Origin of the sequence: Vibrio sp. A2-1, assembly GCF_021728355.1 — a bacterium.
Taxonomy (GTDB): Bacteria; Pseudomonadota; Gammaproteobacteria; order Enterobacterales; family Vibrionaceae; genus Vibrio; species Vibrio splendidus_K.
In genome coordinates, this window is sequence record NZ_JAKKCO010000007.1 from 1 (window position 1) to 26700 (window position 26700).

The following is a 26700-nucleotide window of genomic DNA, read 5'->3' on the forward strand; positions in this document are numbered from 1 at the left end:
TTTGCTTGGCGACCATAGCATTGTGGACCCACCTGATTCCATGCCGAACTCAGAAGTGAAACACAATAGCGCCGATGGTAGTGTGGGGTTTCCCCATGTGAGAGTAGGACATCGCCAGGCTTTAAATTAAATCTTTAGGTTGACCGACCTGGAGATATGGACGCTCACTTAGTGAGTTGACCACTGCGGAGTGGTAGTTCAGTTGGTTAGAATACCGGCCTGTCACGCCGGGGGTCGCGGGTTCGAGTCCCGTCCACTCCGCCACTTATTAAAAAAGCCCTGCTAGAAATAGCAGGGCTTTTTTACATTTCAAGAAAAGTGTTTTGCCCTTCGGTCGAATGGGTCCCACAAAGGGGTTGCCTGAAGTCCGCAACCCCGTCCATTCCGCTACTTATTAGAAAGCCTAGTCTGACGACTAGGCTTTCGTCGTTTCTCGGGTATGAATTTTTGGATTTTGGTTACAGACCTTATCGCTATATATTGAGGTGTCTCTCTAGATAGAGGGAGGCTCGTGCTGTTTTACATTTAAACCTGACGAATTGAGATGGTTACTTCTAATTCTTTTTGCTACACCCTCTAAAGATAACGGAGCATCAAATTAGACCAGTATAAATACAAGTGAATATCAGGGGGCTGTCACGCTAGTTCTCGCTGTAAGGAGTGGCGATCAGGATATAGAAAGTAATTGTCGATTGAGTTGGTATCTTACGTGGTTGTTATTTGTATCTGATAGCCGCATCTTAATTATTAGGCTGACTAAGAAAGGTAGATACTTGGAGATTTAAGCGTTGGCACTAGTCTTGAGTAAATAGCGAAATTACAACAAACAAACTTATCTCACAGATACAAAAACGCCTAGCGTTTGCTAGGCGTTGATAAATAATGTTTCTAATAACATCGACTACAATATTTGTTTAAGGACTCTATCGGCTTTGACACGAGTGATCTTACGAATCAACTTCTGAACCTCCATCGGATAGCTCTCAATCTTGTCCAATTGCTTATAAGTGCAGATTAGCTGTGTGTGTTGAACAATATTATCAACCTCAGCTTGGAATTTATCCGTTAGATGATGATAGTTATCTTGGATGAATATGCCATTTTCTAAGTCCAACTTCCATGCGCGTGGGTTTAGGTTATTACCTGTGAGTAGCATGTAGCGTTTATCAACCCAAATGCCCTTCAAATGGAAGCTGTTGGAATCGTGTTGCCAAAGTCGGATAGACAGGTTACGACTTGCTATATTCGCTTCATTTGCCTTCGCAAATCGACGCAGGTTCAATTCGTATAAGTAAGGCAAGCCACCAATCGTTTTAAACTCTTCCTCTGGGGAGATAAAGAAGTCATTGGCTGTCTTATCGCCGACAACAATCGTGACCTTTACGCCACGTTTAAGTGCTCTCTTCACTTCCTTCGCTAGGCTAGGCGGAAAATTGAAATATGGCGTACAAATGAAAATTTCATCTTTAGCTTGAGCAACCAGTTGGTTAATTCCCTGATTTAGGCGGTTACGTCTCTTACCTATACCAACTAAAGGAGTTACGGCCACTTGTTCTGCGGAGACATCTTGAGAGTCGAACTTGTATTGAGAGCGTGCTAACGATGCTCTGAATTGGCGGATTGCTGGCTTTAACTCTTTAGTTAGCGGTTTGTTCTTATCAGCCAAATCATAAACAGCGATGTCTGAGATCATTTGTTCTTGGACATAGGAGAACATTGAGTCAGCAAGTGTTGCGTTGTTTAAAACATGGTAGCGATCGAAACGGTAACGATCATGATAACTTAAATAGATATTGTTAAGGCTTGCACCGCTGTATATAACGCTGTCATCGACGATAAAGCCTTTTAAGTGCAATACGCCAAAGACTTCTTTGCCGCGAACTGGAATGCCATAGACGGGTACAGAGTGCTGATATTTTTCCGCAAACTCTTTATACATGGCTGCATTGCCTTCAGAAGATTCCGCGCCAATCAACCCACGTTGAGCTCTGTGCCAATCGACACACACACTCACATCTAATTCTGGATTCTTTTGCTTTGCTTCATATAAGGCAGTTAGGATCTCACGGCCAGCCTCATCATCTTCAAGATACAAAGCGACTAAACTAATACGAGTTGTTGCGCGAGATATCTCATCAAGTAAGCGAGCTCTAAACTCTTGCGCTGATAGTAGTACTTCAAACTTGTCAGGATTCTGCGCTATGGTTGGCAACTGTATGAATGGATTCCTACTGGCAATCATATTGACTGTTTTACCTTAAAAATATGCAAAATTGCGAACCTTTAATTTTACCAAAGGGATAGCATCAAATACTAGATAATCGAGGCATTCTCTAACAATTTTGCTGATAATGCATAGGAATGAGATCTTTTCCGCTATTCGAATAGCGCTCGTACAAAACTCTTAGACCATTAGGAAGATCTTTTGGGTCTACTTGCATGAACTTGTGTCGAGAGTAAAAGTTGGTGAGATGAGCATAAGCAAAGCAATAATCGCTTTCTGTTAGCGTATGTTTCGCACAATAGTCCATAAGCAGAGAACCTAATTGCTTACCACGATGTTGTTTTGATATCGCCATACCAGTAAGTAAGCGATTATCTTCAATGGTGCGAAAACGCACGACACCACAAAGCTCGTTATCTAGTAATAACGAATAGATCAGTTCACTCTTGTTCGCTTTCCCTGTTGGATAATGTTCTTTATAGAAACGTTTAACTAGGGGAACCTTTACTGGGTCTAATTGAGTAATGATGACATTGTTCATTCAGTCACTGCGCCATTGGTTTATCTGCTGTAGAATGATGGCAGTGTAAGTTAATTGAATATCGCCATGCAATTCCATCTCAATGCTAGTTTAAAAAATGTTCATACTTTTTCTATCGATCAGACCTGTGATGCGTTGGTTGAAGTAACCACGATCGATGAACTGATTTCGGTTTATAGAAATCCTAAATGGTCAACTTCACCTAAGTTAATTCTGGGTAAGGGCAGCAATATGCTTTTTACCAAGCATTTCGCTGGTTTGATCATTGTGAATAAATTAGCTGGGATTGAGCTGACCGAGACGGACCATCATCACCTTTTGCATGTGAGTGGTGGTGAGGATTGGCCAAGCTTGGTTGAGTGGAGTGTTGATAAAGGTCTGGGTGGTCTAGAAAACCTCGCAATGATACCTGGTTGTTCAGGTTCAGCTCCGATTCAGAATATTGGTGCGTATGGTGTTGAACTGCAAGACGTATGCGAATATGTTGATATTCTGTATCTGGATACTTATACAGTTAAGCGATTGAGCAAAGATGAATGTCTTTTTGGTTATCGAGATTCTATTTTTAAGCACGCTCTCTACGGCAAAGCGATTGTTGTCGCAATTGGCTTAACACTAGCTAAAGAGTGGAAGCCATGTAACCACTACGGCCCGCTTAAAAGCTTACCTTTAGAGACACTTTCTCCTCGTTCTATATTTGATGAAGTGTGTGCTATACGCTCAAGCAAGCTACCAGACCCTTCCGTGCAGGGTAATGCGGGAAGTTTCTTCAAAAACCCTGTGATCACCAAAGATCATTTTGATCGGCTGTCTGCGTTATACCCAAACATTGTCGGTTATGAGAGTAACGACATGATCAAAGTCGCCGCTGGGTGGCTCATTGATCAATGCCAGTTTAAAGGTGTGATTGAAGGTGGTGCTCAAATTCATCCAAATCAAGCTTTGGTTATCATCAATTATGATGAAGCGTCTGCTACGGATATCCTCAGACTTGCAGCGCGAGTACGTCAAGCTGTCTTAGACAAGTTCGACATATTATTGGAACACGAAGTTCGCTTCATGGGTCAAGACAGTGAGACAAACTTAGACAAGGCTTTGGAGGCCATGGCATGAGAGAACACAGTACCAAGCTCACATTGCTAAAATGTCTTGCTGATGGTGAGTTTCACTCTGGTGAAGATCTGGGTGAAGTGATGGGTGTGTCGAGAGCCGCTATCAGCAAACATATTAAAGGTATTCAAGAGTGGGGTTTGGATATCTATCGAGTGCAAGGTAAGGGATATAAGTTAGCCAGTCGTTTGGATATGCTCGATCAGGAGAGATTGTCCGCTGTCAGTCGTGATGCTTCTCTTGAACTCATTCCAATCATAGGTTCAACAAACCAACACCTGTTAGAGCGTACTAATACCCTCGAATCGGGGTCGGTCTGTATTGCTGAATATCAAGCTGCAGGTCGTGGACGTCGTGGAAGAGAGTGGGTATCGCCATTTGGTGCAAATCTTTACCTTTCAATGTATTGGAGGCTTGATGCCGGTATGGCTGCGGCTATGGGGTTAAGCCTCGTGGTTGGCGTTGCTGTTGTTGAAGCCTTGGAAGAGATGGGTGTTGAAGGCGTTAAACTGAAATGGCCGAATGATCTTTACCATAATGACAAGAAACTCGCGGGTATTTTAGTCGAGTTGTCAGGACAGTCTGGTGGCGCTGCTCATATTGTTATTGGTTTGGGACTAAACCTGTCCATGGACCCGACAACATCAGGTATTGGTCAGCCGTGGACGTCTCTCAAAGAGGTCTGTGATGGAAAAGTGCCCGACCGTAACCAGTTAGCACAGGCTCTGATCAATGCTTGGGACAAGTCACTCGTCGACTATGAGTTGAAAGGGATGTCGAATTTTGTCGAACGCTGGAATCGTTTAGATAACTTCTTAGGTCGCAACGTTAGACTGATCATTGGACCTAGAGAAATAGAAGGTGTTGTACAGGGTATCGATGAACAAGGTGCCGTGCTGCTTAAAACTGAGAACGGTGTTGAGAGTTATATCGGTGGAGAGATATCCCTAAGAAAAGGGGACTAAGAGGTTACTACTTTCTTAGTAACACTTCCTCAACCATATGATCAGCGCCTTTGCGTAAAATCAGGTGAGCTCTTTCTCTGGTCGGAAGGATATTTTGCTCTAGGTTTAAACCATTGATTGATTGCCAAATACCTTCTGCTTTTTCCTTAGCGGCTAGATCTGATAATTTAGTGTAGTGCCCGAAGTATGACCCCGGTTTAGCGAAGGCACCTTCACGAAACTTCATAAAACGATTTACATACCATTGTTGAATTTGAGCGCTTTCAGCATCGACATATAACGAGAAGTCGAGGAAGTCTGAAATAAAGACTCTATGAGGCTCATGTGGGTAATTCATACCGCTTTGTAGAACGTTGAGTCCTTCAATAATAAGCACATCTGGTAAGTCGACCTCTTTTACTTCATTGGTAATGTTGTAGGTGAGGTGAGAGTACACAGGTGCTGTCACATTACGCTTGCATGCCTTCACGTCTGATACAAAATTGACTAGCGCTTTAATATCATAAGACTCAGGGAACCCTTTCTTACTCATTAGGCCTTTTTCTTGAAGCACTTCATTGGGATACAAAAAGCCATCTGTCGTAACCAGTTCAACTTTAGGGTGGTTGTCCCAACGAGATAACAGAGCTTTGAGTAGACGAGCGGTTGTACTTTTACCTACCGCCACACTGCCAGCGATACCAATGATAAATGGCGGCGCAGTCTCTTTCTTATCCAGAAATTGATGAAGTACTGAGTTTCTATTTTGTCGAGCGGCCACATAGAGATTCAACAGACGAGATAACGGTAGGTAAATTTCTACAGCTTCTTCCATTGTCAGCTTTTCATTGATACCTTGAAGCTCTTTCAAATCGCTCTCAGAAAGTGTCATTGGAACTAAATTCCTTAGTTCAGACCACTGCGCGCGGTCAAATGACATAAATGGGCTCATACAAAACTCTATAGTGGATAACAAAACAAGTGCATGGAAAATACATCAAGCGATAGATAAATTAAATATCTTCCTTTACTAGATGCGGATTAAAGGCAGAAACCTTGAGCTAAATAACCGTATATGGGAATTTGATAAGAGAATTTTACACTTTTTTGCAATTTACTATTGCAAGGTGGAAAATCATTCAATAAAATGCGCCCCACTTGTGCCGACTTAGCTCAGTAGGTAGAGCAACTGACTTGTAATCAGTAGGTCACCAGTTCGACTCCGGTAGTCGGCACCACTTTCTCCCTTCTATTTATAGAGAGCGAGAGAAAGATCAAAATTTGGAGGGGTTCCCGAGTGGCCAAAGGGAGCAGACTGTAAATCTGCCGGCACTGCCTTCGATGGTTCGAATCCGTCTCCCTCCACCATATTCTAAAGGTTAAATAGCTCAAAAGAGTTACGTGTTGCGTGCATCGTATAATGGCTATTACCTCAGCCTTCCAAGCTGATGATGCGGGTTCGATTCCCGCTGCACGCTCCAACTCATTTTTGTGTGCTGATATAGCTCAGTCGGTAGAGCGCACCCTTGGTAAGGGTGAGGCCCCCAGTTCGACTCTGGGTATTAGCACCAGTCTAAAGCTTCTTCTCCTTTAATAAAGAAAACCATTTTTTTTGGTTGCGTGGTCTTATTTTAAGCCACCTAATCCGTACCTAGAGGGACACCCCATGTCTAAAGAAAAATTTGAACGTACGAAACCGCACGTAAACGTTGGTACTATCGGCCACGTTGACCACGGTAAAACAACTCTAACTGCTGCTATCTGTACTACACTTGCAAAAGTGTACGGTGGTGTTGCTAAAGATTTCGCATCTATCGATAACGCTCCAGAAGAGCGCGAGCGCGGTATCACAATCGCAACTTCTCACGTTGAGTACGATACTCCTGAACGTCACTACGCACACGTAGACTGTCCTGGACACGCCGATTATGTTAAAAACATGATCACTGGTGCTGCTCAAATGGACGGCGGTATCCTAGTTGTTGCTGCTACAGATGGCCCTATGCCACAAACACGTGAGCACATCCTACTTGGTCGTCAAGTTGGTATCCCTTACATCATCGTATTCATGAACAAATGTGACATGGTTGATGACGAAGAGCTACTTGAGCTAGTAGAAATGGAAGTACGTGAACTTCTTTCTGAGTACGAGTACCCAGGAGACGACCTTCCAGTAATTCAAGGTTCTGCACTTGGCGCTCTAAACGGCGAAAAGCAGTGGGAAGACAAGATTGTTGAGCTTGCAGAAGCACTAGATTCTTACATTCCACTTCCAGAGCGTGCTGTTGACCTACCGTTCCTACTTCCTATTGAAGATGTATTCTCAATCCAAGGTCGTGGTACTGTAGTTACTGGTCGTATCGAGCGCGGTATCCTACGTGTAGGTGACGAAGTAGAAATCGTTGGTATCAAAGAAACTACTCTTACTACTTGTACTGGTGTTGAAATGTTCCGTAAGCTGCTTGACGAAGGTCGTGCAGGTGAGAACGTTGGTGCACTTCTACGTGGTACTAAGCGTGATGACGTTGAACGTGGCCAAGTACTTTCTGCTAAAGGTTCAATCAACCCACACACTAAGTTTGAGTCTGAAGTATACGTACTTTCTAAAGACGAAGGCGGCCGTCACACTCCTTTCTTCAAGGGTTACCGTCCACAGTTCTACTTCCGTACAACTGACGTAACAGGCGATATCACTCTACCAGAAGGCGTAGAAATGGTAATGCCAGGTGACAACGTTCAAATGACTGTTGAGCTAATCGCTCCAATCGCAATGGACGAAGGTCTACGTTTCGCAATCCGCGAAGGTGGCCGTACAGTTGGTGCTGGTGTTGTAGCTAAAATCTTTGCATAAGATTTGACGAACCACTAGTAAAAAGGGCATCATTTGATGCCCTTTTTCTTCGCTGAAAAAAGAGTTGGATGTTTTGGCATCAATTTTAGCTCTTAGCAAAGAATTAAACGGTCTTTTTGACTAAAATGACTGTTAGATGTGTTGTTTTGCAACGCAAAGGAATGTGCCCTGCAACAGCGGGGTTATTGTCGTCTATATTTAAGACTTATCACAGGTTGGTTTTATGAAAGCAAACGCTGAAACTCCTGATAGCTCAGGTGCAGCAGATACAATGAAGTGGGTAGTCGCTTTTGTACTGTTGGCTGCTGCTGTTGTGGGTAATTACCTGTATGGTGAATTGTCTGTTGTAATTCGCGCTGCAGGTGTAGTTGTGCTGATTGCTGCCGCACTAGGCGTTGCAGCAACAACAGTTAAAGGTAAAGCTGCGATCGATTTTGCAAAAGAATCTCGTATGGAGATTCGTAAAGTTGTTTGGCCTACTCGCCAAGAAACTATGCAAACTACATTGATCGTTTTAGCTGTATGTATTGTTATGTCTCTAGTGCTTTGGGGAATTGACGGCATTATGGTCCGTTTAGTTTCTCTAGCGACTGGGGTGTAGAGGGTTCTGATTCATGAGTGAAGCTCCAAAAAAACGTTGGTATGTAGTTCAAGCCTTTTCTGGCTATGAAGGTCGTGTATCTCAATCGCTACGCGAACATATTAAAATGCACGACATGGAAGAGTTCTTTGGTGACGTTTTAGTACCTACTGAAGAAGTAGTGGAAATGCGTGCAGGTCAACGCCGTAAAAGCGAACGTAAGTTCTTCCCTGGCTACGTATTAGTGCAAATGATCATGAATGATGAATCATGGCACTTAGTGCGCAGTATTCCTCGTGTTATGGGCTTCATTGGTGGTACCTCTGATCGTCCTGCACCAATCACTGACAAAGAAGCTGATGCTATCTTGAACCGTCTAGAGAAAGCGAGCGAGTCTCCACGTCCTAAGACAATGTTCGAAGCGGGTGAAGTGGTTCGTGTGAACGATGGTCCGTTTGCTGATTTCAACGGTACAGTTGAAGAAGTAGATTACGAGAAAAGCCGCATTAAGGTATCTGTATCGATCTTTGGTCGTGCAACACCGGTTGAGCTTGAATTTGGTCAGGTTGAAAAGCTAGACTAAAACTCTAACTTTTGAACAAGCTGTGGATAAATGCTTCATAAGTTGTTCAAAATAAAAGAGTATAAAAAACCACCTTTTTAGGGTTGTTAAAGGCGCGAATTATGATTATAATTTCGCGCCTTTTTGCTTCTATCGAAGTAAGAAAGAGTTAATTGAAATTAAGGGGAGCTTGCCTTAGGGCTAGCGCATGTACCCAAAAATTAGGAAATATCATGGCTAAGAAAGTTGAAGCTTATATCAAACTGCAAGTTGCAGCTGGTATGGCAAACCCAAGTCCACCGGTTGGTCCTGCTCTAGGTCAACACGGCGTGAACATCATGGAATTCTGTAAAGCGTTCAACGCAAAAACAGAATCTGTTGAGAAAGGTCTACCTACTCCAGTAGTTATTACTGTTTACAACGACCGTTCTTTCACGTTCGTAACTAAGACTCCACCTGCTGCTGTTCTTCTTAAGAAAGCTGCTGGCGTTAAGTCTGGTTCAGGTCGTCCAAACACTGAGAAAGTTGGTACTGTAACTGACGCTCAAGTTCAGGAAATCGCAGAAACTAAAGCTGCTGATATGACTGGTGCTGACATCGAAGCAATGAAGCGTTCTATTGCTGGTACTGCTCGTTCAATGGGCCTAGTGGTAGAGGGATAAGATCATGGCAAAACTTACTAAGCGTATGCGCGTAATCCGCGACAAAGTTGAAGTAACTAAAGAATACGAAATCAACGAAGCTGTTGCTCTTCTTAAAGAACTAGCGACTGCTAAATTCGTTGAGTCTGTAGATGTTGCTGTTAACCTAGGCATCGATGCTCGTAAATCTGACCAAAACGTACGTGGCGCAACTGTGCTACCTCACGGTACTGGCCGTGAAATCCGCGTTGCTGTGTTCACTCAAGGTGCAAACGCAGAAGCAGCTAAAGCAGCTGGCGCAGATATCGTTGGTATGGAAGATCTTGCTGAGCAAGTGAAAAAAGGTGTAATGGACTTTGACGTTGTTGTTGCTTCTCCTGATGCAATGCGCGTTGTTGGTCAACTAGGTACAATCCTAGGTCCACGCGGTCTAATGCCAAACCCTAAAGTTGGTACTGTAACTCCTAACGTTGCTGAAGCGGTTAAGAACGCTAAAGCTGGTCAGGTTCGTTACCGTAACGACAAGAACGGTATCATCCACACTACTATCGGCAAAGCGTCTTTCGAAGCTAACCAGCTTCAAGAGAACCTAGAAGCACTTCTAGTTGCTCTTAAGAAAGCTAAGCCTTCTTCAGCGAAAGGTACTTTCCTGAAGAAAGTAAGCATCTCTACTACGATGGGTGCTGGTGTTACTGTTGATCAAGCTAGTCTTGACACTCAAGCAAACTAATTTGCTTTGGCGCAGATTTAGTGTATACTTCTGCGCCTAATATTTGTGGTTGGGTGGTTTTTGAAGCAATTCATAACTGTCTATCCCAAGACCGTAGGCGCTGAACCTTTTAAGGTGAAGCTTAATAAAACCTACGTAGGCGATGTTGTCGTTTGAAATGAATTTATTCATTTTTGAATAACATCGTAAACGCTCAATGTATTTTATATTGAGTGCTGTAATCACAACCAGAGGTTAATCCAAATGGCTTTAAATCTTCAAGACAAAAAAGCAATTGTTGCTGAAGTCAACGAAGCAGCCAGTGGTGCACTTTCTGCAGTTGTAGCTGACTCTCGTGGCGTTACTGTTGGCGCGATGACTTCTCTACGTAAACAAGCTCGCGAAGCGGGTGTTTACATGAGAGTTGTTCGTAACACACTAGCACGCCGTGCAGTAGAAGGTACTGAGTATGAGTGTCTACAAGACACATTTACTGGTCCTAGCCTACTTGCGTTCTCTAACGAGCACCCTGGTGCTGCAGCGCGTCTTTTCAAAGACTTCGCTAAAGAGAACAAAACATTCGAGATCAAAGCTGCTGCATTTGAAGGCGCAGTTACTGATGCTGATGTACTAGCGACACTACCAACTTACGACGAAGCTATCGCACGCCTAATGATGTGCATGAAAGAAGCTTCTGCTGGCAAGCTGGTTCGTACTATCGCTGCTGTTCGCGACCAAAAAGAAGAAGCTGCGGCATAAGCCTTGCTTTTCACTGGTTGCTATTTAAACTTATTGTTGACTTAAAAGAGAATTGTTATGTCTATTACTAACGAGCAAATCCTAGACGCAGTTGCAGAAATGTCTGTAATGCAAGTTGTTGAGCTTATCGAAGCTATGGAAGAAAAATTCGGTGTTACTGCTGCTGCTGCAGTTGTAGCTGGTGGTGCTTCTGCTGAAGCTGCTGCTGAGCAAACTGAATTCGACGTTATCCTTACTGCTGCTGGCGCTAACAAAGTACAAGTTATCAAAGCTGTACGTGGCGCAACTGGCCTAGGTCTTAAAGAAGCTAAAGGTCTTGTAGACTCAGCTCCTGCAGCGCTTAAAGAAGGCGTTGACAAAGCTGAAGCTGAAGCTCTTAAAGCACAGCTAGAAGAAGTTGGCGCTTCTGTTGAAATCAAGTAATTATTACTTAATTTCCTAGCCGCAAGGCTATTGGCTGGTGGTTTATTAACCACCGGCCTTTTTGCGCTGTAGGGCTATGACGAATTTCCCGCTGTTTAACCGTCATAATCCGAGCAAAAAAACAGTCATTTTTTCGAAATGATTGTTCAACTACAGTAAACAGCTGTTTGTCACCGCCCCCTCTGAAGAGTGTTTTGGGTGGTTTGGGTCACTTATCAGCGAGCTGAGGAACCCCATGGTTTACTCTTATACCGAGAAAAAGCGCATCCGTAAGGATTTTGGTACTCGTCCACAAGTTTTGGACATTCCATACCTGTTATCGATCCAGCTTGATTCTTTCGATAAATTCATCGAACAGGATCCAGAAGGTCAATACGGTCTTGAAGCTGCTTTCCGTTCTGTATTTCCAATTCAGAGCTACAACGGCAATTCTGAGCTGCAATACGTTAGCTACCGTCTTGGTGAGCCAGTTTTTGACGTTAAAGAATGTCAAATCCGCGGTGTAACTTACTCAAAGCCACTACGCGTAAAACTACGTCTAGTTATCTTTGATCGAGACGCACCAGCAGGCACTGTAAAAGACATTAAAGAGCAAGAAGTCTACATGGGCGAAATTCCGCTTATGACAGACAATGGTACTTTCGTAATTAATGGTACCGAGAGGGTTATCGTATCCCAGCTGCACCGAAGCCCAGGCGTGTTCTTCGACAGTGATAAGGGTAAGACCCACTCATCAGGTAAAGTTCTTTATAACGCACGTGTAATTCCTTACCGTGGCTCATGGTTAGACTTTGAGTTCGATCCTAAGGATAACTTATTCGTACGTATCGACCGTCGTCGTAAGCTACCTGCATCGATTATTCTTCGTGCACTTGGTAAATCGACTGAAGAGATCCTAGATCTGTTCTTCGACAAGGTGAACTTCGAAGTTAAAGACCAAACTCTACTTATGGAGTTGGTTCCTGATCGTCTACGTGGTGAAACTGCGTCATTCGACATCGAATCAAACGGTAAAACTTACGTTGAGACTGGTCGTCGTGTTACTGCTCGCCATATCCGTCAACTTGAAAAAGATGGCGTTGAGCACATCGAAGTACCAGTAGAGTACATCGTTGAAAAGATTGCTGCGAAAGATTACATCAACGAAGCAACTGGCGAGATCATCGTTGGCGCAAACCAAGAGATTAGCCTAGAAGCACTTGCTAACCTGTCTCAAGCAGGTCACAAGACTCTAGAAGTGCTGTTCACGAATGACCTAGACCATGGTCCATTCATGTCAGACACTCTACGTGCGGATAGCACAGTAGATCGCATCTCTGCATTGGTAGAAATCTACCGCATGATGCGCCCTGGCGAGCCACCAACGAAAGAAGCTGCAGAATCATTGTTCGAAAGCCTATTCTTCTCTGAAGATCGTTACGACCTATCAACTGTAGGCCGTATGAAATTCAACAGCTCTATCGAGCGTGAAGAAGAAGAAGAGCGCGGTACTCTGGATGAATCAGACATCATCGAAGTGATGAAGAAACTGATCGGCATCCGTAACGGTATTGGTGAAGTGGACGATATCGACCACCTTGGCAACCGTCGTATCCGTTCTGTAGGTGAAATGGCAGAAAACCAATTCCGTGTTGGTCTAGTTCGTGTAGAACGTGCCGTTAAAGAGCGCCTAAGCCTTGGTGACCTTGATGCAATCATGCCTCAAGATCTTATCAACGCTAAGCCGATCTCTGCTGCAGTTAAAGAATTCTTTGGCTCTTCACAGCTTTCACAGTTTATGGACCAAAACAACCCATTGTCAGAAGTTACGCACAAACGTCGTATCTCTGCTTTAGGTCCTGGTGGTCTTACTCGTGAGCGCGCAGGCTTCGAAGTACGTGACGTTCACGTAACTCACTACGGTCGTCTATGTCCGATCGAAACGCCTGAAGGTCCAAACATCGGTCTAATTAACTCGCTATCTGCGTTTGCACGTTGTAACGATTACGGTTTCCTAGAAACTCCGTACCGTCGTGTAGTAGATGGTGTAGTAACAGAAGAAGTTGATTACCTGTCTGCAATCCAGGAAGGTCAATTCGTAATCGCGCAAGCAAACACTATTCTTACAGAAGAAGGTACGTTTGCAGATGAGCTAATCACAGCTCGTCAGAAAGGTGAATCTGGTCTTCACCCACGCGAGCACGTTGACTACATGGACGTTGCGACAAACCAAGTAGTATCTATCGCTGCTTCGCTTATCCCGTTCCTAGAACACGATGATGCGAACCGTGCATTGATGGGTGCCAACATGCAACGTCAAGCGGTACCAACACTTAGAGCTGATAAGCCTCTAGTAGGTACTGGTATTGAACGTAACATCGCAGTTGACTCTGGTGTTACAGCGGTTGCTAAACGTGGTGGTCAGGTTCAGTCTGTAGACGCTTCTCGTATCGTAGTTAAGGTTAACGAAGATGAATTGGTACCTGGCGAAGCTGGTATCGATATCTACAACCTAACTAAGTACACGCGTTCGAACCAAAACACATGTATTAACCAACGTCCAACTGTACTTCCTGGTGAACCAGTTGCACGCGGTGATGTTCTTGCTGATGGTCCTTCAACTGACCTTGGTGAACTTGCTCTTGGCCAAAACATGCGTATCGCATTCATGCCTTGGAACGGTTACAACTTCGAAGACTCGATCTTAGTATCTGAGCGCGTAGTTCAAGAAGACCGTTTCACGACAATCCACATTCAAGAACTATCTTGTGTGGCTCGTGATACTAAGCTGGGTTCTGAAGAGATCACAGCTGATATTCCAAACGTAGGTGAGTCTGCTCTGTCTAAACTAGACGAGTCAGGTATCGTTTACATTGGTGCTGAAGTTAAGGGTGGCGACATCCTAGTTGGTAAAGTAACCCCTAAAGGTGAAACTCAACTGACTCCTGAAGAGAAGCTACTACGTGCTATCTTCGGTGAGAAAGCGTCTGATGTTAAAGATACTTCTCTACGTGTACCAAACTCTGTTTCGGGTACTATCATCGATGTACAAGTCTTCACTCGCGATGGCGTAGAGAAAGACAAACGTGCACTTGAAATCGAACAGATGCAGCTTAAAGAAGCTAAGAAAGACCTAACTGAAGAGTTCCAAATTCTTGAGGGTGGCCTTCTTAACCGTGTTAAAGCTGTACTTCTGTCTGGTGGTTACTCTGAAGCTAAGCTTGATACTATCGGTCGTAAGCAATGGCTAGAGCAAGTTCTAGAAGACGATGCGCTACAAACACAGCTTGAGCAACTTGCTGAGCAGTGGGATGAGCTAAAAGCAGACTTCGATAAGAAGTTTGAAACTAAGCGTCGTAAAATCACTCAAGGTGATGATCTAGCGCCTGGCGTTCTTAAGATTGTTAAAGTTTACCTAGCGGTTAAACGTCGTATCCAGCCTGGTGATAAGATGGCCGGTCGTCACGGTAACAAAGGTGTAATCTCTAAGATTAACCCTGTTGAAGACATGCCATACGATGAGAAAGGTCAGCCTGTAGACATCGTACTTAACCCGCTGGGTGTACCATCGCGTATGAACATCGGTCAGATCCTAGAAGTTCACTTAGGTTTGGCTGCGAAAGGTATCGGTGACAAGATCAACCAAATGGTTAAGGAACAACAAGAACTGCATAAGTTCCGTGAGTTCCTACAGAAGGTTTATGATCTTGGTGATACTCGTCAGAAAGTTGATATTGCTGAACTGTCTGATGATCAAGTTCGTACACTGATTAAGAACCTACGTGGCGGTCTACCGATTGCTACTCCTGTGTTCGACGGTGCTTCTGAGTCTCTAATCAAAGAACTACTTAAACTGGGTGATCTGCCAGAATCTGGTCAGCTTAAACTGTTTGATGGTCGTACTGGTGATTCGTTTGAGCGTCCTGTAACTGTTGGTTACATGTACATGCTGAAACTGAACCACTTGGTTGATGACAAGATGCATGCTCGTTCAACTGGTTCTTACAGCCTAGTAACTCAGCAACCACTTGGTGGTAAAGCTCAGTTCGGTGGTCAGCGTTTCGGTGAGATGGAAGTATGGGCACTAGAAGCATACGGTGCTGCATATACTCTACAAGAAATGCTAACAGTTAAGTCGGATGACGTTAACGGCCGTACTAAGATGTATAAGAACATCGTAGATGGCAACCATAGCATGGAACCTGGCATGCCAGAGTCGTTCAACGTACTGTTGAAAGAGATTCGCTCGCTAGGTATCAACATCGAGCTAGAAGACGAAGAGTAATCCCTCTTTTTTATAAAGAAGATTGGATTACTTGGTAAAGGGGGCTCACTTTAGTCGGTGAGCTCCTTTAACTCCTTACAGGAGCTGAACGTGAAAGACTTATTAAACTTTCTAAAAGCACAGCATAAGACCGAAGAATTTGATGCAATCAAAATCGGTCTATCTTCACCAGACACGATCCGTTCGTGGTCTTTTGGTGAAGTTAAAAAGCCAGAAACAATTAACTATCGTACGTTCAAACCTGAACGTGATGGTCTGTTCTGTGCACGTATTTTTGGTCCAGTTAAAGACTACGAATGTCTTTGTGGCAAATACAAGCGCCTGAAGCACCGTGGTGTTATCTGTGAGAAGTGTGGCGTTGAAGTTACACAAACTAAAGTTCGTCGTGACCGTATGGGCCACATCGAGCTTGCTTCACCAGTTGCTCACATCTGGTTCCTAAAATCACTACCGTCTCGTATCGGTCTACTAATGGATATCCCTCTGCGTGATATCGAACGTGTTCTTTACTTCGAAATGTACGTAGTAACTGAACCGGGTATGACTGATCTAGAAAAATCTCAGATGCTTACTGAAGAAGAGTACCTGGATCGTCTAGAAGAGTGGGGTGACGAATTCACTGCTAAGATGGGTGCTGAAGCGATCAAAGATCTGCTTTCAACAATGGACCTTCATCAAGAAGTGGAAGAAATGCGCGAAGAGTTGGAAACAACTAACTCTGAAACTAAGCGTAAGAAAGTTACTAAGCGTTTGAAGCTAGTTGAAGCGTTCATCTCGTCAGGCAACAAGCCTGAGTGGATGATCCTAACTGTACTTCCAGTGCTACCGCCAGATCTTCGTCCTCTAGTACCTCTAGATGGCGGTCGTTTTGCGACTTCAGATCTGAACGACCTTTACCGTCGTGTGATCAACCGTAACAACCGTTTGAAGCGTCTTCTAGAGCTAGCGGCTCCAGACATCATCGTACGTAACGAAAAGCGTATGTTGCAAGAGTCTGTTGATGCCCTTCTAGATAACGGTCGTCGCGGTCGTGCGATCACGGGTTCTAACAAGCGTCCTCTGAAATCTCTTGCTGATATGATCAAGGGTAAACAAGGTCGTTTCCGTCAGAACCTTCTAGGTAAACGTGTAGACTACTCTGGCCGTTCTGTAATCACAGTAGGTCCATACCTTCGTCTACATCAGTGTGGTCTTCCTAAGAAGATGGCACTTGAGCTATTTAAGCCGTTCATCTACAGCAAGCTAGAGACTCGTGGCATGGCTACGACAATCAAAGCTGCTAAGAAAATGGTAGAGCGCGAAGAAGCGATCGTTTGGGATATCCTAGACGAAGTTATCCGTGAACACCCAGTACTGCTTAACCGTGCACCTACACTTCACCGTCTAGGTATCCAAGCGTTTGAACCAGTACTAATCGAAGGTAAAGCGATTCAGCTTCACCCACTAGTGTGTGCGGCATACAACGCCGACTTCGATGGTGACCAAATGGCTGTACACGTGCCTCTAACTTTAGAAGCACAGCTTGAAGCTCGTACCCTAATGATGTCGACGAATAACATTCTGTCGCCAGCATCAGGTGATCCGATCATCGTACCTTCTCAGGACGTTGTATTGGGTCTTTACTACATGACACGTGACAAGATCAACGTGAAAGGTGAAGGTATGTACCTTGCTGGCCCTGCTGAGGCTGAAAAGGCATACCGTACTAAGACTGCTGAGCTACATGCTCGCGTTAAAGTACGTATCACTGAAACAGTAGTAGACGAAGACGGCAATAGCACAACGAATACTGGCCTAGTAGATACGACTGTAGGTCGTGCAATGCTATGGCAGATCGTTCCTAAAGGCCTTCCGTACAGCATCGTTAACCAAAAGTTAGGTAAGAAGCAGATCTCTACTCTTCTTAACGAGTGTTACCGTAAGCTTGGTCTAAAAGATACAGTAGTATTTGCTGACCAAATCATGTACGCAGGTTTCGCATACGCGGCTCTTTCTGGTGTTTCTGTAGGTATCAACGATATGGTTGTTCCTCAAGCGAAATACGACGAGATTGAATCTGCTGAAGAAGAAGTTCGCGAAATCCAAGAACAATTCCAATCTGGTCTTGTTACTGCGGGTGAGCGTTACAACAAAGTTATCGATATCTGGGCATCTACGAATGACCGCGTTGCGAAAGCAATGATGGATAACCTATCTTCTGAAACAGTTATTAACCGTGACGGCGAAGAAGAACAGCAAGAATCGTTCAACAGCATCTACATGATGGCCGACTCGGGCGCACGTGGTTCTGCAGCTCAGATTCGTCAGCTAGCAGGTATGCGTGGTCTGATGGCGCGTCCAGATGGTTCAATCATCGAAACGCCGATCACTGCGAACTTTAAAGAAGGTCTAAACGTCCTTCAGTACTTTATCTCAACGCACGGTGCTCGTAAGGGTCTTGCGGATACAGCACTGAAAACAGCAAACTCGGGTTACCTAACTCGTCGTCTAGTAGACGTTGCTCAAGACGTTGTAGTACACGAACATGACTGTGGCACGCATGAAGGTATCGACATGATGCCTCACATCGAAGGTGGTGACGTTAAAGTTGCACTTTCTGAGCTTGCTCTTGGTCGTGTTGTTGCTGAAGATGTTCTTAAGCCTGGTACTGAAGATGTACTGATTCCACGTAATACTCTGATTGATGAGAAGTGGTGTCAAATCATGGAAGACAACTCAGTAGATAGCATGAAAGTGCGCTCTGTTGTTACCTGTGATGCAGACTTCGGTTGTTGTGCACAGTGTTACGGTCGTGACCTAGCACGTGGTCACCTAGTAAACCAAGGTGAAGCAGTTGGTGTTATCGCTGCACAATCTATCGGTGAACCGGGTACACAGCTAACGATGCGTACGTTCCACATCGGTGGTGCGGCATCTACTGCAGCAGCAGAGAACAGCATCCAAGCTAAGACAACTGGTACTGTGAAGCTTCACAATGCTAAGTTCGTAATTAACAAAGATAAGAAACTGGTTATCACTTCTCGTGCATCTGAGATGACGATTATTGATGAATTCGGCCGTACGAAAGAGAAGCACAAACTTCCTTACGGTTCGATGCTAACCAAAGGCGACAACGCAGCAGTTACTGCTGGTGAAGTTGTAGCTAACTGGGAAGCGCATACCATGCCAATCATCACTGAAGTGGCAGGTCGTATCCAATTCGTAGATATGATCGATGGTATTACAGTTTCTCGTAACACTGACGATCTAACGGGTCTTTCTTCAAGTGAAGTTACAGACGCAGAAGCTCGCCCAGCAGCAGGTAAAGATATGCGTCCAGCTATCAAACTTGTTGATGAGCAAGGTAACGACGTAATGATCCCTGGTACTGATATGCCAGCTCACTACTTCCTACCTGGCAAAGCGATTGTAAACATCGAAGATGGCGCTGAAGTTGGCATTGGTGACACACTATCTCGTATCCCTCAAAAATCGAGCGGAAACAAAGATATCACCGGTGGTCTACCTCGCGTAGCTGACCTATTCGAAGCTCGTAAGCCTAAAGAGCCTGCGATCCTTGCTGAGCACACAGGTACTGTGTCTTTCGGTAAAGAAACGAAAGGTAAGCGTCGTCTAGTAATCACTCGTGAAGGCGGTGACGCTTACGAAGAGATGATTCCTAAGCATCGTCAATTGAACGTGTTCGAAGGTGAGAAGATTGAACGTGGTGATGTAATCGCCGACGGTCCTGAAACTCCACACGATATCCTGCGTCTACGTGGTATCCACGCAGTAACTCAGTACATCGCGAACGAAGTTCAAGAAGTTTACCGCTTACAAGGCGTAAAGATTAACGATAAGCACATTGAGACTATCGTTCGTCAAATGCTACGTAAGTGTACAATCACTCATTCTGGTGACTCTCCGTTCCTACCTGGCGAACAAGTTGAGTACCACAATGTTAAGATTGCTAACCGTAAGCTAGAAGCTGAAGGTAAAGAACTAGTACGTTTCGAACGTGATCTACTAGGTATTACTAAAGCATCTCTTGCAACTGAGTCATTCATCTCAGCTGCATCGTTCCAAGAAACGACTCGCGTACTAACAGAAGCTGCGGTTTCTGGTAAGCGTGATGACCTTCGCGGTCTGAAAGAGAACGTAATTGTTGGTCGTCTGATCCCAGCTGGTACTGGTTTCGCATACCACCAAGAGCGTCAAAAGCAACGTGAAGAAGAGCAAGAAGGTCCTTCAGCTGAACAAGCTACTGACAATCTAGCAGCACTTCTAAACGCTGGTTTCTCTTCAGAAGAGTAGGCTCTACGAGTAGTCTCTAAGAGATAAGAAAAGGCACCTTCGGGTGCCTTTTTTGTATCTGGCGTATAAGTGTTTAACGAGAGGCTTATCGATTCGAAGTTGATAGGTATGCTTGCTTGTCGATTGCTTGGCTGGTGGACTTAGTCGATAGTACTTTCTCTAAGGCAGCTTGCGTGTTTACAGGGAGGGCTGAGGATGAAACTGGTGGAAGTGTTACGTCGGGTTATCGCAAAACATCAGAGTAGGGACGAACCAATAGGCTCTGGAAAAAGAGTTGGATGTGTTAGGTAACGCTACAGACAAAACAAAAAGCTTGCACAGAGGCAAGCTTAGAAGGTGTCAAGCCATTAAGCTCCTGGTGGAACCGCTAGGCTGTCGGCAATTTGTTGTATCAGCTGGTCTTCAACCGCAAACCTAGCCTCAAGAATCTCACCTATAAGTGACAGCTCACTATCAAAGCTTTCTAATGTATCACTAGCTTCAATGGCGGCGTACTTATCGGTGAAGTTGAGCAAAGGGTCCGTGGTAAGGACGATATGACCATAAGACTGGTTGATTTCGTCTGTTGCTTTGAAGCCAGTAGACTGCCATTTGTCCATCACCATGTCATAGATTTTGAAATGACCTTCGGAGATGTAATCAACAAGGTGTTGGCTGAATTTTTGGAGTTCTTCTGGAGAAGGCAGTTCGGTGATTGCCGTTGCTTTCGACGATGAAGGCTGTAGAGCGGCAAGCTTACAATACTCAACGATTAGAGACTGTCGAGTTTCGAGCCAATGATCGATGACCTCATTAGAGCCACCCCATTGTTCTTGTATTTGTTTGAATTTATTTAGCATGACCATGTCCTCATGATCTGATCACAACCTTGTGATCATGGTAATTGCCTAAGCAAGGTCCGTTTATTGGTAACTACTAAAAGTAATAGCTTGAAATATTCTCTGCTACAACTCTAGTATGAAATTAGATTGCCAGTAAAATGAACGAACTGCAAGCAATGAGGCATAGGGATGTTAAAAAAAAGTGATAACAAAATGACAGAGCAAGCTTATTGGTGCGTCGTTTCAGGTAGTGATATTTGGGTTAATAATGATCAGTTTCCTTATGGCGCAGCAGAGGAGCTAGGGCTGAGTGTCGAGCATGCAATCTGTATTGGTCAGCATCAAGGTCGTAAGGTGTATTGGCTCAACGACTGTGATGTTGAGAGTGAGTTGACCATGATAAACCTACGTGAGTTATTACACTGGCCTGAATCGAGTTTTCTGACAGCAAGCAAAGCTATCCAGTATGGGCACATGACGCAAAGTATGCGTTTTTGTCCTCAGTGTGGCGGTCGTAATCACCTCAATCATAATCAGGTGGCGATGCAATGCGGAGATTGCCGAACGCTTCATTACCCTCGTATCTTCCCGTGCATCATTGTCGCTGTACGAAACGACAACAAGATATTGCTTGCACAGCACCCAAGACATAAAACAGGTATGTATACCGTGATAGCGGGCTTCCTAGAGGTTGGAGAGACCTTAGAGCAGTGTGTGGCAAGAGAAGTCAAAGAAGAGACAGGCATCGATGTCAGTAATATCCGTTACTTTGGCAGCCAGCCATGGGCTTTTCCGTCGAGTATGATGATGGCCTTTCTGGCTGACTATGCTGGTGGAACGCTTAAACCAGATTACAGTGAACTGTCGGATGCCCAATGGTTTGATGTAACAAGCCTGCCTGATGTAGCTCCAGTAGGAACGATTGCGAGACAATTGATTGAGAAAACTGTGGGTGACGTGGCGAAAGATGATGTGACGAAGCAGACGATAGAGTACTAATTTACCTATGATAGTATTTGGCCTATAGGTGGTCAAAAGCTAAAAAAAACCCTCCACAAGTGGAGGGGGTAAGTAAGATGTCGTTATGAGATGCTGAGTAGTGACTACTCAGATGTTATAATTGTAATTTTCGCTAGCGAACAAATTTTTAACATGCTCCTGCAATTGGGTGCAAATTAAGCATTGATTTAAAAGTTAATAACTTGATCTAGGTTGCAAAGCACACAGCTTTTACCCTTCAATCAGTGTTAGAATACTTGCCATCAAAACTAGACAAGATTGAATTGGAATTTAACGGAATGACCGAATTAAAAAACGATCGCTATTTACGCGCACTTTTAAAACAGCCTGTTGATTACACACCAGTATGGATGATGCGCCAAGCTGGCCGCTATCTTCCAGAGTACAAAGCAACGCGCGCTGAAGCGGGCGATTTCATGTCTTTGTGCAAAAACGCTGAACTGGCATCAGAAGTAACACTTCAACCTTTACGTCGTTTCCCGCTTGATGCGGCAATCTTGTTCTCTGACATCCTAACTATCCCTGATGCAATGGGCTTAGGCTTGTACTTTGAAACTGGTGAAGGTCCTAAGTTTGAACGTCCTATCACATGTAAAGCTGACGTAGAGAAGATTGGCCTACCTGATCCAGAAGGAGAGCTTCAATACGTAATGAATGCCGTTCGTCAGATCCGTAAAGATCTGAAAGGCGAAGTGCCATTGATTGGTTTCTCTGGTAGCCCTTGGACACTGGCAACTTACATGGTTGAAGGCAGCAGCTCGAAGGCGTTTACTAAGATCAAGAAGATGATGTACGCAGAGCCACAAACACTGCATTTACTTCTAGATAAGCTGGCTGACACCGTTATTGAATACCTGAACGCGCAAATTAAAGCGGGTGCACAATCGGTAATGGTATTCGACACATGGGGTGGTGTACTTACTCCGCGTGACTACAACCTGTTCTCACTACAGTACATGCATAAAATTGTAGATGGCCTAATCCGTGAAAACGAAGGTCGCCGTGTACCGGTTACTCTGTTCACTAAGAACGGTGGCATGTGGCTAGAATCTATCGCAGCGACTGGCTGTGATGCGGTGGGTCTAGACTGGACAATCAATATTGCGGATGCAAAAGCGCGTATTGGCGATAAAGTGGCTCTACAAGGCAACATGGACCCATCAGTGCTTTACGCACAACCTGAGCGTATTCGTGAAGAAGTCGGCACTATCCTTGAAGGTTTTGGTGACGGCGGTACTGGTCACGTATTTAACCTTGGCCATGGTATTCACCTAGATGTGCCACCAGAGAATGCTGGTGTATTTGTGGACGCAGTTCACGACCTATCTAAGCCATACCATAAGTAATTCAGTATGTGTTTTTAGAAAAAGCGCTGTCGAGAAATCGGCAGCGCTTTTTTATTATCTGTTTATCTACATCCAATATCGGCTTAATCATCGTGGATGTGCAGCTAATTAGGTATTTGGATCATAGTAGGCCAAATGCTCCGAGATGTGCTTTTGGATGTAAGGAATAACGTCACTCTCAAACCAAGGGTTCTTCTTGAGCCAGATATTATTGCGTGGCGAAGGGTGAGGTAGCGGCAAAAACTCAGGCGCCCATCTTTGCCAATTACGCACGGTTTCGGTTAGTGTGCTGGTGGTTTTATTTGTTAGGTAATAGTTTTGCGCGTATTGGCCAATCAGCAGTGTCATTTGAATGTTGGGTAGCGATTGCAGCACTTTGTTATGCCAAAGCTCCGCACACTCTTTACGTGGTGGGAGATCGCCACTCTTTCCCTTTCCCGGATAACAAAACCCCATAGGAACAATCGCAACTTTTTGTTCGTCATAAAACGTATCGCTATTTATCCCTAACCATTCTCTTAATCGTTCGCCACTGGCATCATTCCAAGGGATCGATGACTCATGAACCTTGATGCCGGGTGCCTGCCCAATGATAAGCAAGCGCGCGTTTGGATGCGCTTGAATCACCGGGTTAGCACCGTGTGATAGGTGAGGCTCACAAGCTCGGCACTGTCGAATCTCTTTGAGTAACGATGAGGGCATCAGTAGCCTTTATCAAAATCGATGACATGGTTAAGTTTAAAGCCATCTCGCCACTGTTGGTAATTCTCGGCGAAGATCTCTACCACCTGCCTTGGCTCACTCAGCGCTGCAATGTGCGGGGTGATGGTCACTTGCGGCAATGTCCAGAAAGGGTGCTCCTGCGAGAGGGGTTCACTTTCAAACACATCCAAGAAAGCATGCTCAACCCACTTATTCTTAATCGCAAGCAGCAAGGCTTTGTTATCTAAGCTCTCTCCTCTGCCAACATTAAAGAGCAGCACATTCGAGCAGTAACTTAAGGTCGTTTGATTGAGTAATTGATAGGTTTCATCTGTTGATGGCAAGGTGTTGACCACGATATCCGCTTGCTTAAGGGCAGCCTCTATCTCATTGATGTGGAAAGTGTCTTTAAAGGTCTCTTGCTTTGATGGAATGCCGGTACGGTTGACTCCAATGGTATGAATACCAAAAGCAGCTGCGGTTTTCGCTAAATGACTGCCGATTGAACCTGTCCCTAAAATCACCATGGTTTTGTCAGTTAGGCTAGTATATAGCTGTGGTTGCCAGCTTCGTTGTGCTTGTTGCTGGTGGTAGTGAGGGAAGTGTCTACAGTGGCTGATCGTGTAACCTAACACGTATTCAGCAATCGCAGGGCCGAAGATGCCTTTGACGTTGGTCAGCGTATAATCTTGACGCAGATCCGGCTGAGTGAGTTTATTGATTCCTGCGTAGGTACTCTGCACCCAGTCTAGATGTTTAAACTCATTAAGTCGCTCCGCGATTAAAGGAGGAGAAGCCAGCACGATCTCAGCTAATTCGGGGTTTTGAGTGATTTCGAGGTCAGGTAACCCTTGGTTTAGAATCAGTTGCGTATAAGTATCGTCATGCTCAGTAAGAATATAGAGCTTATTCGTAAAATTGTTCATCGGCCTACCTTTTCCATCCTAGGTTTATCAAGTACACTTTCGCTGTCTTTTTCTGCAATTATTGAGTGACTATGCTTCAGAATCCACTGCAGGTTCGTCTAGAAAAGTTAGAACCTTGGCAACAAATTACCTTTATGGCGTGTCTATGTGAGCGTATGTACCCTAACTATGCCATGTTTTGTGAGAATACAGAATTTGCGGAAGCTCGAATCTATCGTGATGTTTTGGATAGCATTTGGGAAATCCTAACCGTTAAAACGGCAAAGGTGAATTTTGAGCGTCAACTTGAGAAAGTCGAAGAGCTATTCCCAAGTGGAGATGATTTTGATTTTTACGGTGTTTACCCTGCGATGGACGCGTGCCAAGGCTTGGCAACGTTAATTCATGGCTTACTTGATCGTGAACATCTGCTTGAAACTGTAATTAAAGTGAGTCAACAATCGGTGAAGACGGTTGCTGAGCTTGAGTTTGCTCAAGGCGCTGAAGAAGTGACAAACGAAAACCAGAAAGAAAACGAAGCGGTGTGTGAAGAGTGGGACGTTCAGTGGGCCATCTTCCGACCTCTACGTGAAACGACTGAGCGTGACCTAGATCTGATCAAAGATCTACGCCACGAACTGCGTGAAGACCCAGTAAGTAACATTGGTGTAGCGTTATAATTCGCTATCGCATCAAAGTACGAATAAAAACAAAGGCTCCTTAGGGAGCCTTTGTTGTATCTGACGGTATCAAATTGAGATTAAGCGTCTTTTTTGTCTTCTTTTTGAACCTTGTCTTCATCCACTGACTTTGAGTCTGAGGTGTCGTTGTCTGTTAGAGTTTTTTCCTCTAGCTCGTCCTCTTCATCGCGGTTTTCGATAACACCGTGTGTTTCTTTCCACTGTTCCCAACGCTGAAATGCCAGTTCTTGCATGTCAGTCGTCTTATCTGCCTCGTCGACGATCTCTTCGCCCACTAGGTGCTCAAAGATATCTTCTAGGGTGATGATGCCCTGAATCGTACCGTACTCGTCAACTACTAAGGAAAGCTGCAGGCGGTTTGCCATCATTTGGTCAAAGGCTTTAGCCAAGCCCATGTTGTTCAGCAACACGTGGATAGGGCGCATTACTTCACCCAGAGCTTTCTCGCCACAACCCGCTTGTTGCAATCTAAACAGTTCCAGACGGTGCACAAAACCAATGATGTTGTCAGTTTGCTCGCTGTAAACTAATGGGCGCGAGAATGGTGTGTCTTTGTGTTGCTCTAGGAACGTATCCACGCTCATTTCGGCATCGACGCGGAATACAACAGGGCGCGGCGTCATTACTTGAGTCACGGGCACATCTTGAATGCCTAATAGGTTGTTCAGAATTTTTGATTCGCCTTCAGCAAACTCACCACTCTCTTTTGCCAAAATAGCCATTGCAGACAGCTCATCACGCATTTTTGGTGCTTGGTGGCCACGAGCAAGACGTTTGGTGATCTGTTCTGAGAACCAGACAAACGGTGTTAGAAAGAAAACCATCCAGCGAAGTACGTTTGATGATGCTGGAGCAAGTTGGCGCCAGTAGGTTGCACCAATGGTTTTTGGAACAATCTCAGACAAAACCAAAATACCCAAAGTCAGTACGGCAGAGAATACACCTAACCATTGGCTACCAAAAACCACAGCCGCTTGTGCACCTGCCGTCGCAGCACCGATTGTGTGTGCGATGGTGTTGAGCGTTAAAATTGACGCGAGCGGGCGGTCAATGTCTGTTTTCAGTTTGTCTAAAGACTCTGCTGCAGGGTGCCCATTTTGTTTTAGTTGAGCAATATAGCTCGGACTAATACTCAAAAGTACAGCTTCTAAAACAGAACAAATGAAAGAAACTCCAATAGCAATGGAGACGTAAATAGTTAGCAGCAGCATGTTTGCCCTTAAATTAAATTGTACGCTTTAGCAGCGATTCAGCGTGGATTATAGAGATAAAGTAGTGGCTAGGTCATCATTAATTTGCCTCTC

The 26700-nt window shown here is 44.6% G+C and carries 21 protein-coding genes, 5 tRNA genes and 1 rRNA gene; 20 read left to right on the plus strand and 7 right to left on the minus strand.

Annotation, left to right across the window (positions count from 1 at the left end; genetic code table 11):
* Positions 1-4 precede the first annotated feature (4 nt).
* Positions 5-120, plus strand: a 5S ribosomal RNA gene (gene rrf, locus L3V33_RS18375).
* A gap of 67 nt (positions 121-187) precedes the next feature.
* Positions 188-264: transfer RNA gene (locus L3V33_RS18380), tRNA-Asp, on the plus strand.
* 637 nt (positions 265-901) lie between these two features.
* Here the strand turns inward: L3V33_RS18380 and pssA are convergent.
* Positions 902-2242: a CDP-diacylglycerol--serine O-phosphatidyltransferase gene (gene pssA / locus L3V33_RS18385; RefSeq protein WP_237291009.1), complete on the minus strand. Its 1341-nt coding sequence runs from the start codon at positions 2240-2242 to the stop codon at positions 902-904.
* Positions 2243-2333: 91 nt separating this feature from the next.
* Positions 2334-2765, minus strand: a complete 432-nt coding sequence (locus L3V33_RS18390) for a GNAT family N-acetyltransferase (RefSeq protein ID WP_102536819.1) — start codon at positions 2763-2765, stop codon at positions 2334-2336.
* Between the two features lie 66 nt (positions 2766-2831).
* On the opposite strand from L3V33_RS18390, the gene murB reads away from it, so the two are divergent.
* The gene (gene murB / locus L3V33_RS18395) at positions 2832-3878 is read left to right on the plus strand and encodes a UDP-N-acetylmuramate dehydrogenase (protein WP_171313575.1); all 1047 of its coding nucleotides are present in this window, start codon (positions 2832-2834) and stop codon (positions 3876-3878) included.
* Positions 3875-4840, plus strand: a complete 966-nt coding sequence (birA, locus tag L3V33_RS18400; RefSeq protein WP_171313577.1) for a bifunctional biotin--[acetyl-CoA-carboxylase] ligase/biotin operon repressor BirA — start codon at positions 3875-3877, stop codon at positions 4838-4840. Before murB ends, birA begins: the two co-directional genes overlap by 4 nt.
* Positions 4841-4847: 7 nt before the next feature.
* On the opposite strand, the gene coaA is transcribed toward birA, so the two are convergent.
* Positions 4848-5771 (minus strand): type I pantothenate kinase, encoded by a 924-nt coding sequence (gene coaA / locus L3V33_RS18405; RefSeq protein ID WP_171313578.1) that lies wholly within the window; start codon positions 5769-5771, stop codon positions 4848-4850.
* A gap of 210 nt (positions 5772-5981) precedes the next feature.
* Between coaA and L3V33_RS18410 the strand changes: the two genes are divergently transcribed.
* The 13 genes from L3V33_RS18410 to rpoC all read left to right on the plus strand — a co-directional run bounded on the left by L3V33_RS18410 (position 5982) and on the right by rpoC (position 19901).
* A tRNA-Thr gene (locus tag L3V33_RS18410) sits at positions 5982-6057 on the plus strand.
* 45 nt (positions 6058-6102) lie between these two features.
* Positions 6103-6187: transfer RNA gene (locus L3V33_RS18415), tRNA-Tyr, on the plus strand.
* Positions 6188-6225: 38 nt separating this feature from the next.
* A tRNA-Gly gene (locus L3V33_RS18420) sits at positions 6226-6300 on the plus strand.
* Between the two features lie 14 nt (positions 6301-6314).
* Positions 6315-6390, plus strand: a tRNA-Thr gene (locus tag L3V33_RS18425).
* Between the two features lie 95 nt (positions 6391-6485).
* Positions 6486-7670: an elongation factor Tu gene (gene tuf / locus L3V33_RS18430; protein WP_012604914.1), complete on the plus strand. Its 1185-nt coding sequence runs from the start codon at positions 6486-6488 to the stop codon at positions 7668-7670.
* Positions 7671-7893: 223 nt separating this feature from the next.
* The gene (gene secE, locus L3V33_RS18435; RefSeq protein WP_017073785.1) at positions 7894-8271 is read left to right on the plus strand and encodes a preprotein translocase subunit SecE; all 378 of its coding nucleotides are present in this window, start codon (positions 7894-7896) and stop codon (positions 8269-8271) included.
* A 13-nt stretch (positions 8272-8284) separates the two neighbouring features.
* Entirely contained in the window at positions 8285-8833 is a 549-nt protein-coding gene (nusG, locus tag L3V33_RS18440; protein ID WP_012605006.1) for a transcription termination/antitermination protein NusG, read from the plus strand.
* 212 nt (positions 8834-9045) lie between these two features.
* Entirely contained in the window at positions 9046-9474 is a 429-nt protein-coding gene (gene rplK / locus L3V33_RS18445; protein WP_010435555.1) for a 50S ribosomal protein L11, read from the plus strand.
* A gap of 4 nt (positions 9475-9478) precedes the next feature.
* A complete protein-coding gene (gene rplA, locus L3V33_RS18450; protein WP_017077557.1) occupies positions 9479-10183 on the plus strand; it encodes a 50S ribosomal protein L1 in 705 nt (234 codons plus the stop codon).
* A gap of 243 nt (positions 10184-10426) precedes the next feature.
* Positions 10427-10921 carry a 50S ribosomal protein L10 gene (rplJ, locus tag L3V33_RS18455; RefSeq protein ID WP_017077558.1) on the plus strand — a complete coding sequence of 165 codons (495 nt, stop codon included), beginning with the start codon at positions 10427-10429 and terminating at the stop codon, positions 10919-10921.
* A gap of 57 nt (positions 10922-10978) precedes the next feature.
* Positions 10979-11344, plus strand: coding sequence for a 50S ribosomal protein L7/L12 (gene rplL, locus L3V33_RS18460; protein WP_054548256.1), 366 nt, complete (start codon positions 10979-10981; stop codon positions 11342-11344).
* Positions 11345-11579: 235 nt separating this feature from the next.
* The gene (gene rpoB / locus L3V33_RS18465) at positions 11580-15608 is read left to right on the plus strand and encodes a DNA-directed RNA polymerase subunit beta (protein ID WP_029222057.1); all 4029 of its coding nucleotides are present in this window, start codon (positions 11580-11582) and stop codon (positions 15606-15608) included.
* A 90-nt stretch (positions 15609-15698) separates the two neighbouring features.
* The gene (gene rpoC / locus L3V33_RS18470; RefSeq protein WP_237291010.1) at positions 15699-19901 is read left to right on the plus strand and encodes a DNA-directed RNA polymerase subunit beta'; all 4203 of its coding nucleotides are present in this window, start codon (positions 15699-15701) and stop codon (positions 19899-19901) included.
* Positions 19902-20248: 347 nt separating this feature from the next.
* Here the strand turns inward: rpoC and L3V33_RS18475 are convergent, their stop codons facing one another.
* On the minus strand, positions 20249-20746 hold the full coding sequence (locus L3V33_RS18475; RefSeq protein WP_054548255.1) for an Rsd/AlgQ family anti-sigma factor: 498 nt from the start codon (positions 20744-20746) through the stop codon (positions 20249-20251).
* Positions 20747-20911: 165 nt separating this feature from the next.
* Here L3V33_RS18475 and nudC point away from each other — a divergent pair, with 165 nt between their 5' ends.
* Complete coding sequence (nudC, locus tag L3V33_RS18480) at positions 20912-21721, plus strand: NAD(+) diphosphatase (RefSeq protein WP_237291011.1); 810 nt, start codon at positions 20912-20914, stop codon at positions 21719-21721.
* Positions 21722-22020: 299 nt separating this feature from the next.
* Complete coding sequence (hemE, locus tag L3V33_RS18485; protein WP_004729761.1) at positions 22021-23088, plus strand: uroporphyrinogen decarboxylase; 1068 nt, start codon at positions 22021-22023, stop codon at positions 23086-23088.
* Between the two features lie 108 nt (positions 23089-23196).
* Here hemE and L3V33_RS18490 read toward each other — a convergent pair whose 3' ends face one another.
* Both L3V33_RS18490 and L3V33_RS18495 read right to left on the minus strand, forming a co-directional pair.
* Positions 23197-23790, minus strand: coding sequence for a uracil-DNA glycosylase family protein (locus tag L3V33_RS18490; RefSeq protein WP_237291012.1), 594 nt, complete (start codon positions 23788-23790; stop codon positions 23197-23199).
* Positions 23790-24716: a D-2-hydroxyacid dehydrogenase gene (locus tag L3V33_RS18495; protein WP_065207437.1), complete on the minus strand. Its 927-nt coding sequence runs from the start codon at positions 24714-24716 to the stop codon at positions 23790-23792. The genes L3V33_RS18490 and L3V33_RS18495 overlap by 1 nt, the downstream gene beginning before the upstream one ends.
* Positions 24717-24787: 71 nt before the next feature.
* Between L3V33_RS18495 and L3V33_RS18500 the strand changes: the two genes are divergently transcribed.
* Positions 24788-25375 carry a DUF416 family protein gene (locus L3V33_RS18500; protein WP_054548251.1) on the plus strand — a complete coding sequence of 196 codons (588 nt, stop codon included), beginning with the start codon at positions 24788-24790 and terminating at the stop codon, positions 25373-25375.
* An 80-nt stretch (positions 25376-25455) separates the two neighbouring features.
* Here the strand turns inward: L3V33_RS18500 and L3V33_RS18505 are convergent, their stop codons facing one another.
* A complete protein-coding gene (locus L3V33_RS18505; RefSeq protein WP_237291013.1) occupies positions 25456-26607 on the minus strand; it encodes a hemolysin family protein in 1152 nt (383 codons plus the stop codon).
* Between the last annotated feature and the right edge of the window lie 93 nt (positions 26608-26700).

Excerpts from the sequence above, each read along its gene's own strand:
- pssA (WP_237291009.1), bottom strand. The coding sequence starts at position 2,242 with ATGATTGCCAGTAGGAATCCATTCATACAGTTGCCAACCATAGCGCAG.
- L3V33_RS18390 (WP_102536819.1), bottom strand. The coding sequence starts at position 2,765 with ATGAACAATGTCATCATTACTCAATTAGACCCAGTAAAGGTTCCCCTA.
- murB (WP_171313575.1), top strand. The coding sequence starts at position 2,832 with ATGCAATTCCATCTCAATGCTAGTTTAAAAAATGTTCATACTTTTTCT.
- birA (WP_171313577.1), top strand. The coding sequence starts at position 3,875 with ATGAGAGAACACAGTACCAAGCTCACATTGCTAAAATGTCTTGCTGAT.
- coaA (WP_171313578.1), bottom strand. The coding sequence starts at position 5,771 with ATGAGCCCATTTATGTCATTTGACCGCGCGCAGTGGTCTGAACTAAGG.
- tuf (WP_012604914.1), top strand. The coding sequence starts at position 6,486 with ATGTCTAAAGAAAAATTTGAACGTACGAAACCGCACGTAAACGTTGGT.
- secE (WP_017073785.1), top strand. The coding sequence starts at position 7,894 with ATGAAAGCAAACGCTGAAACTCCTGATAGCTCAGGTGCAGCAGATACA.
- nusG (WP_012605006.1), top strand. The coding sequence starts at position 8,285 with ATGAGTGAAGCTCCAAAAAAACGTTGGTATGTAGTTCAAGCCTTTTCT.
- rplK (WP_010435555.1), top strand. The coding sequence starts at position 9,046 with ATGGCTAAGAAAGTTGAAGCTTATATCAAACTGCAAGTTGCAGCTGGT.
- rplA (WP_017077557.1), top strand. The coding sequence starts at position 9,479 with ATGGCAAAACTTACTAAGCGTATGCGCGTAATCCGCGACAAAGTTGAA.
- rplJ (WP_017077558.1), top strand. The coding sequence starts at position 10,427 with ATGGCTTTAAATCTTCAAGACAAAAAAGCAATTGTTGCTGAAGTCAAC.
- rplL (WP_054548256.1), top strand. The coding sequence starts at position 10,979 with ATGTCTATTACTAACGAGCAAATCCTAGACGCAGTTGCAGAAATGTCT.
- rpoB (WP_029222057.1), top strand. The coding sequence starts at position 11,580 with ATGGTTTACTCTTATACCGAGAAAAAGCGCATCCGTAAGGATTTTGGT.
- L3V33_RS18475 (WP_054548255.1), bottom strand. The coding sequence starts at position 20,746 with ATGGTCATGCTAAATAAATTCAAACAAATACAAGAACAATGGGGTGGC.
- nudC (WP_237291011.1), top strand. The coding sequence starts at position 20,912 with ATGTTAAAAAAAAGTGATAACAAAATGACAGAGCAAGCTTATTGGTGC.
- hemE (WP_004729761.1), top strand. The coding sequence starts at position 22,021 with ATGACCGAATTAAAAAACGATCGCTATTTACGCGCACTTTTAAAACAG.
- L3V33_RS18490 (WP_237291012.1), bottom strand. The coding sequence starts at position 23,790 with ATGCCCTCATCGTTACTCAAAGAGATTCGACAGTGCCGAGCTTGTGAG.
- L3V33_RS18495 (WP_065207437.1), bottom strand. The coding sequence starts at position 24,716 with ATGAACAATTTTACGAATAAGCTCTATATTCTTACTGAGCATGACGAT.
- L3V33_RS18500 (WP_054548251.1), top strand. The coding sequence starts at position 24,788 with ATGCTTCAGAATCCACTGCAGGTTCGTCTAGAAAAGTTAGAACCTTGG.
- L3V33_RS18505 (WP_237291013.1), bottom strand. The coding sequence starts at position 26,607 with ATGCTGCTGCTAACTATTTACGTCTCCATTGCTATTGGAGTTTCTTTC.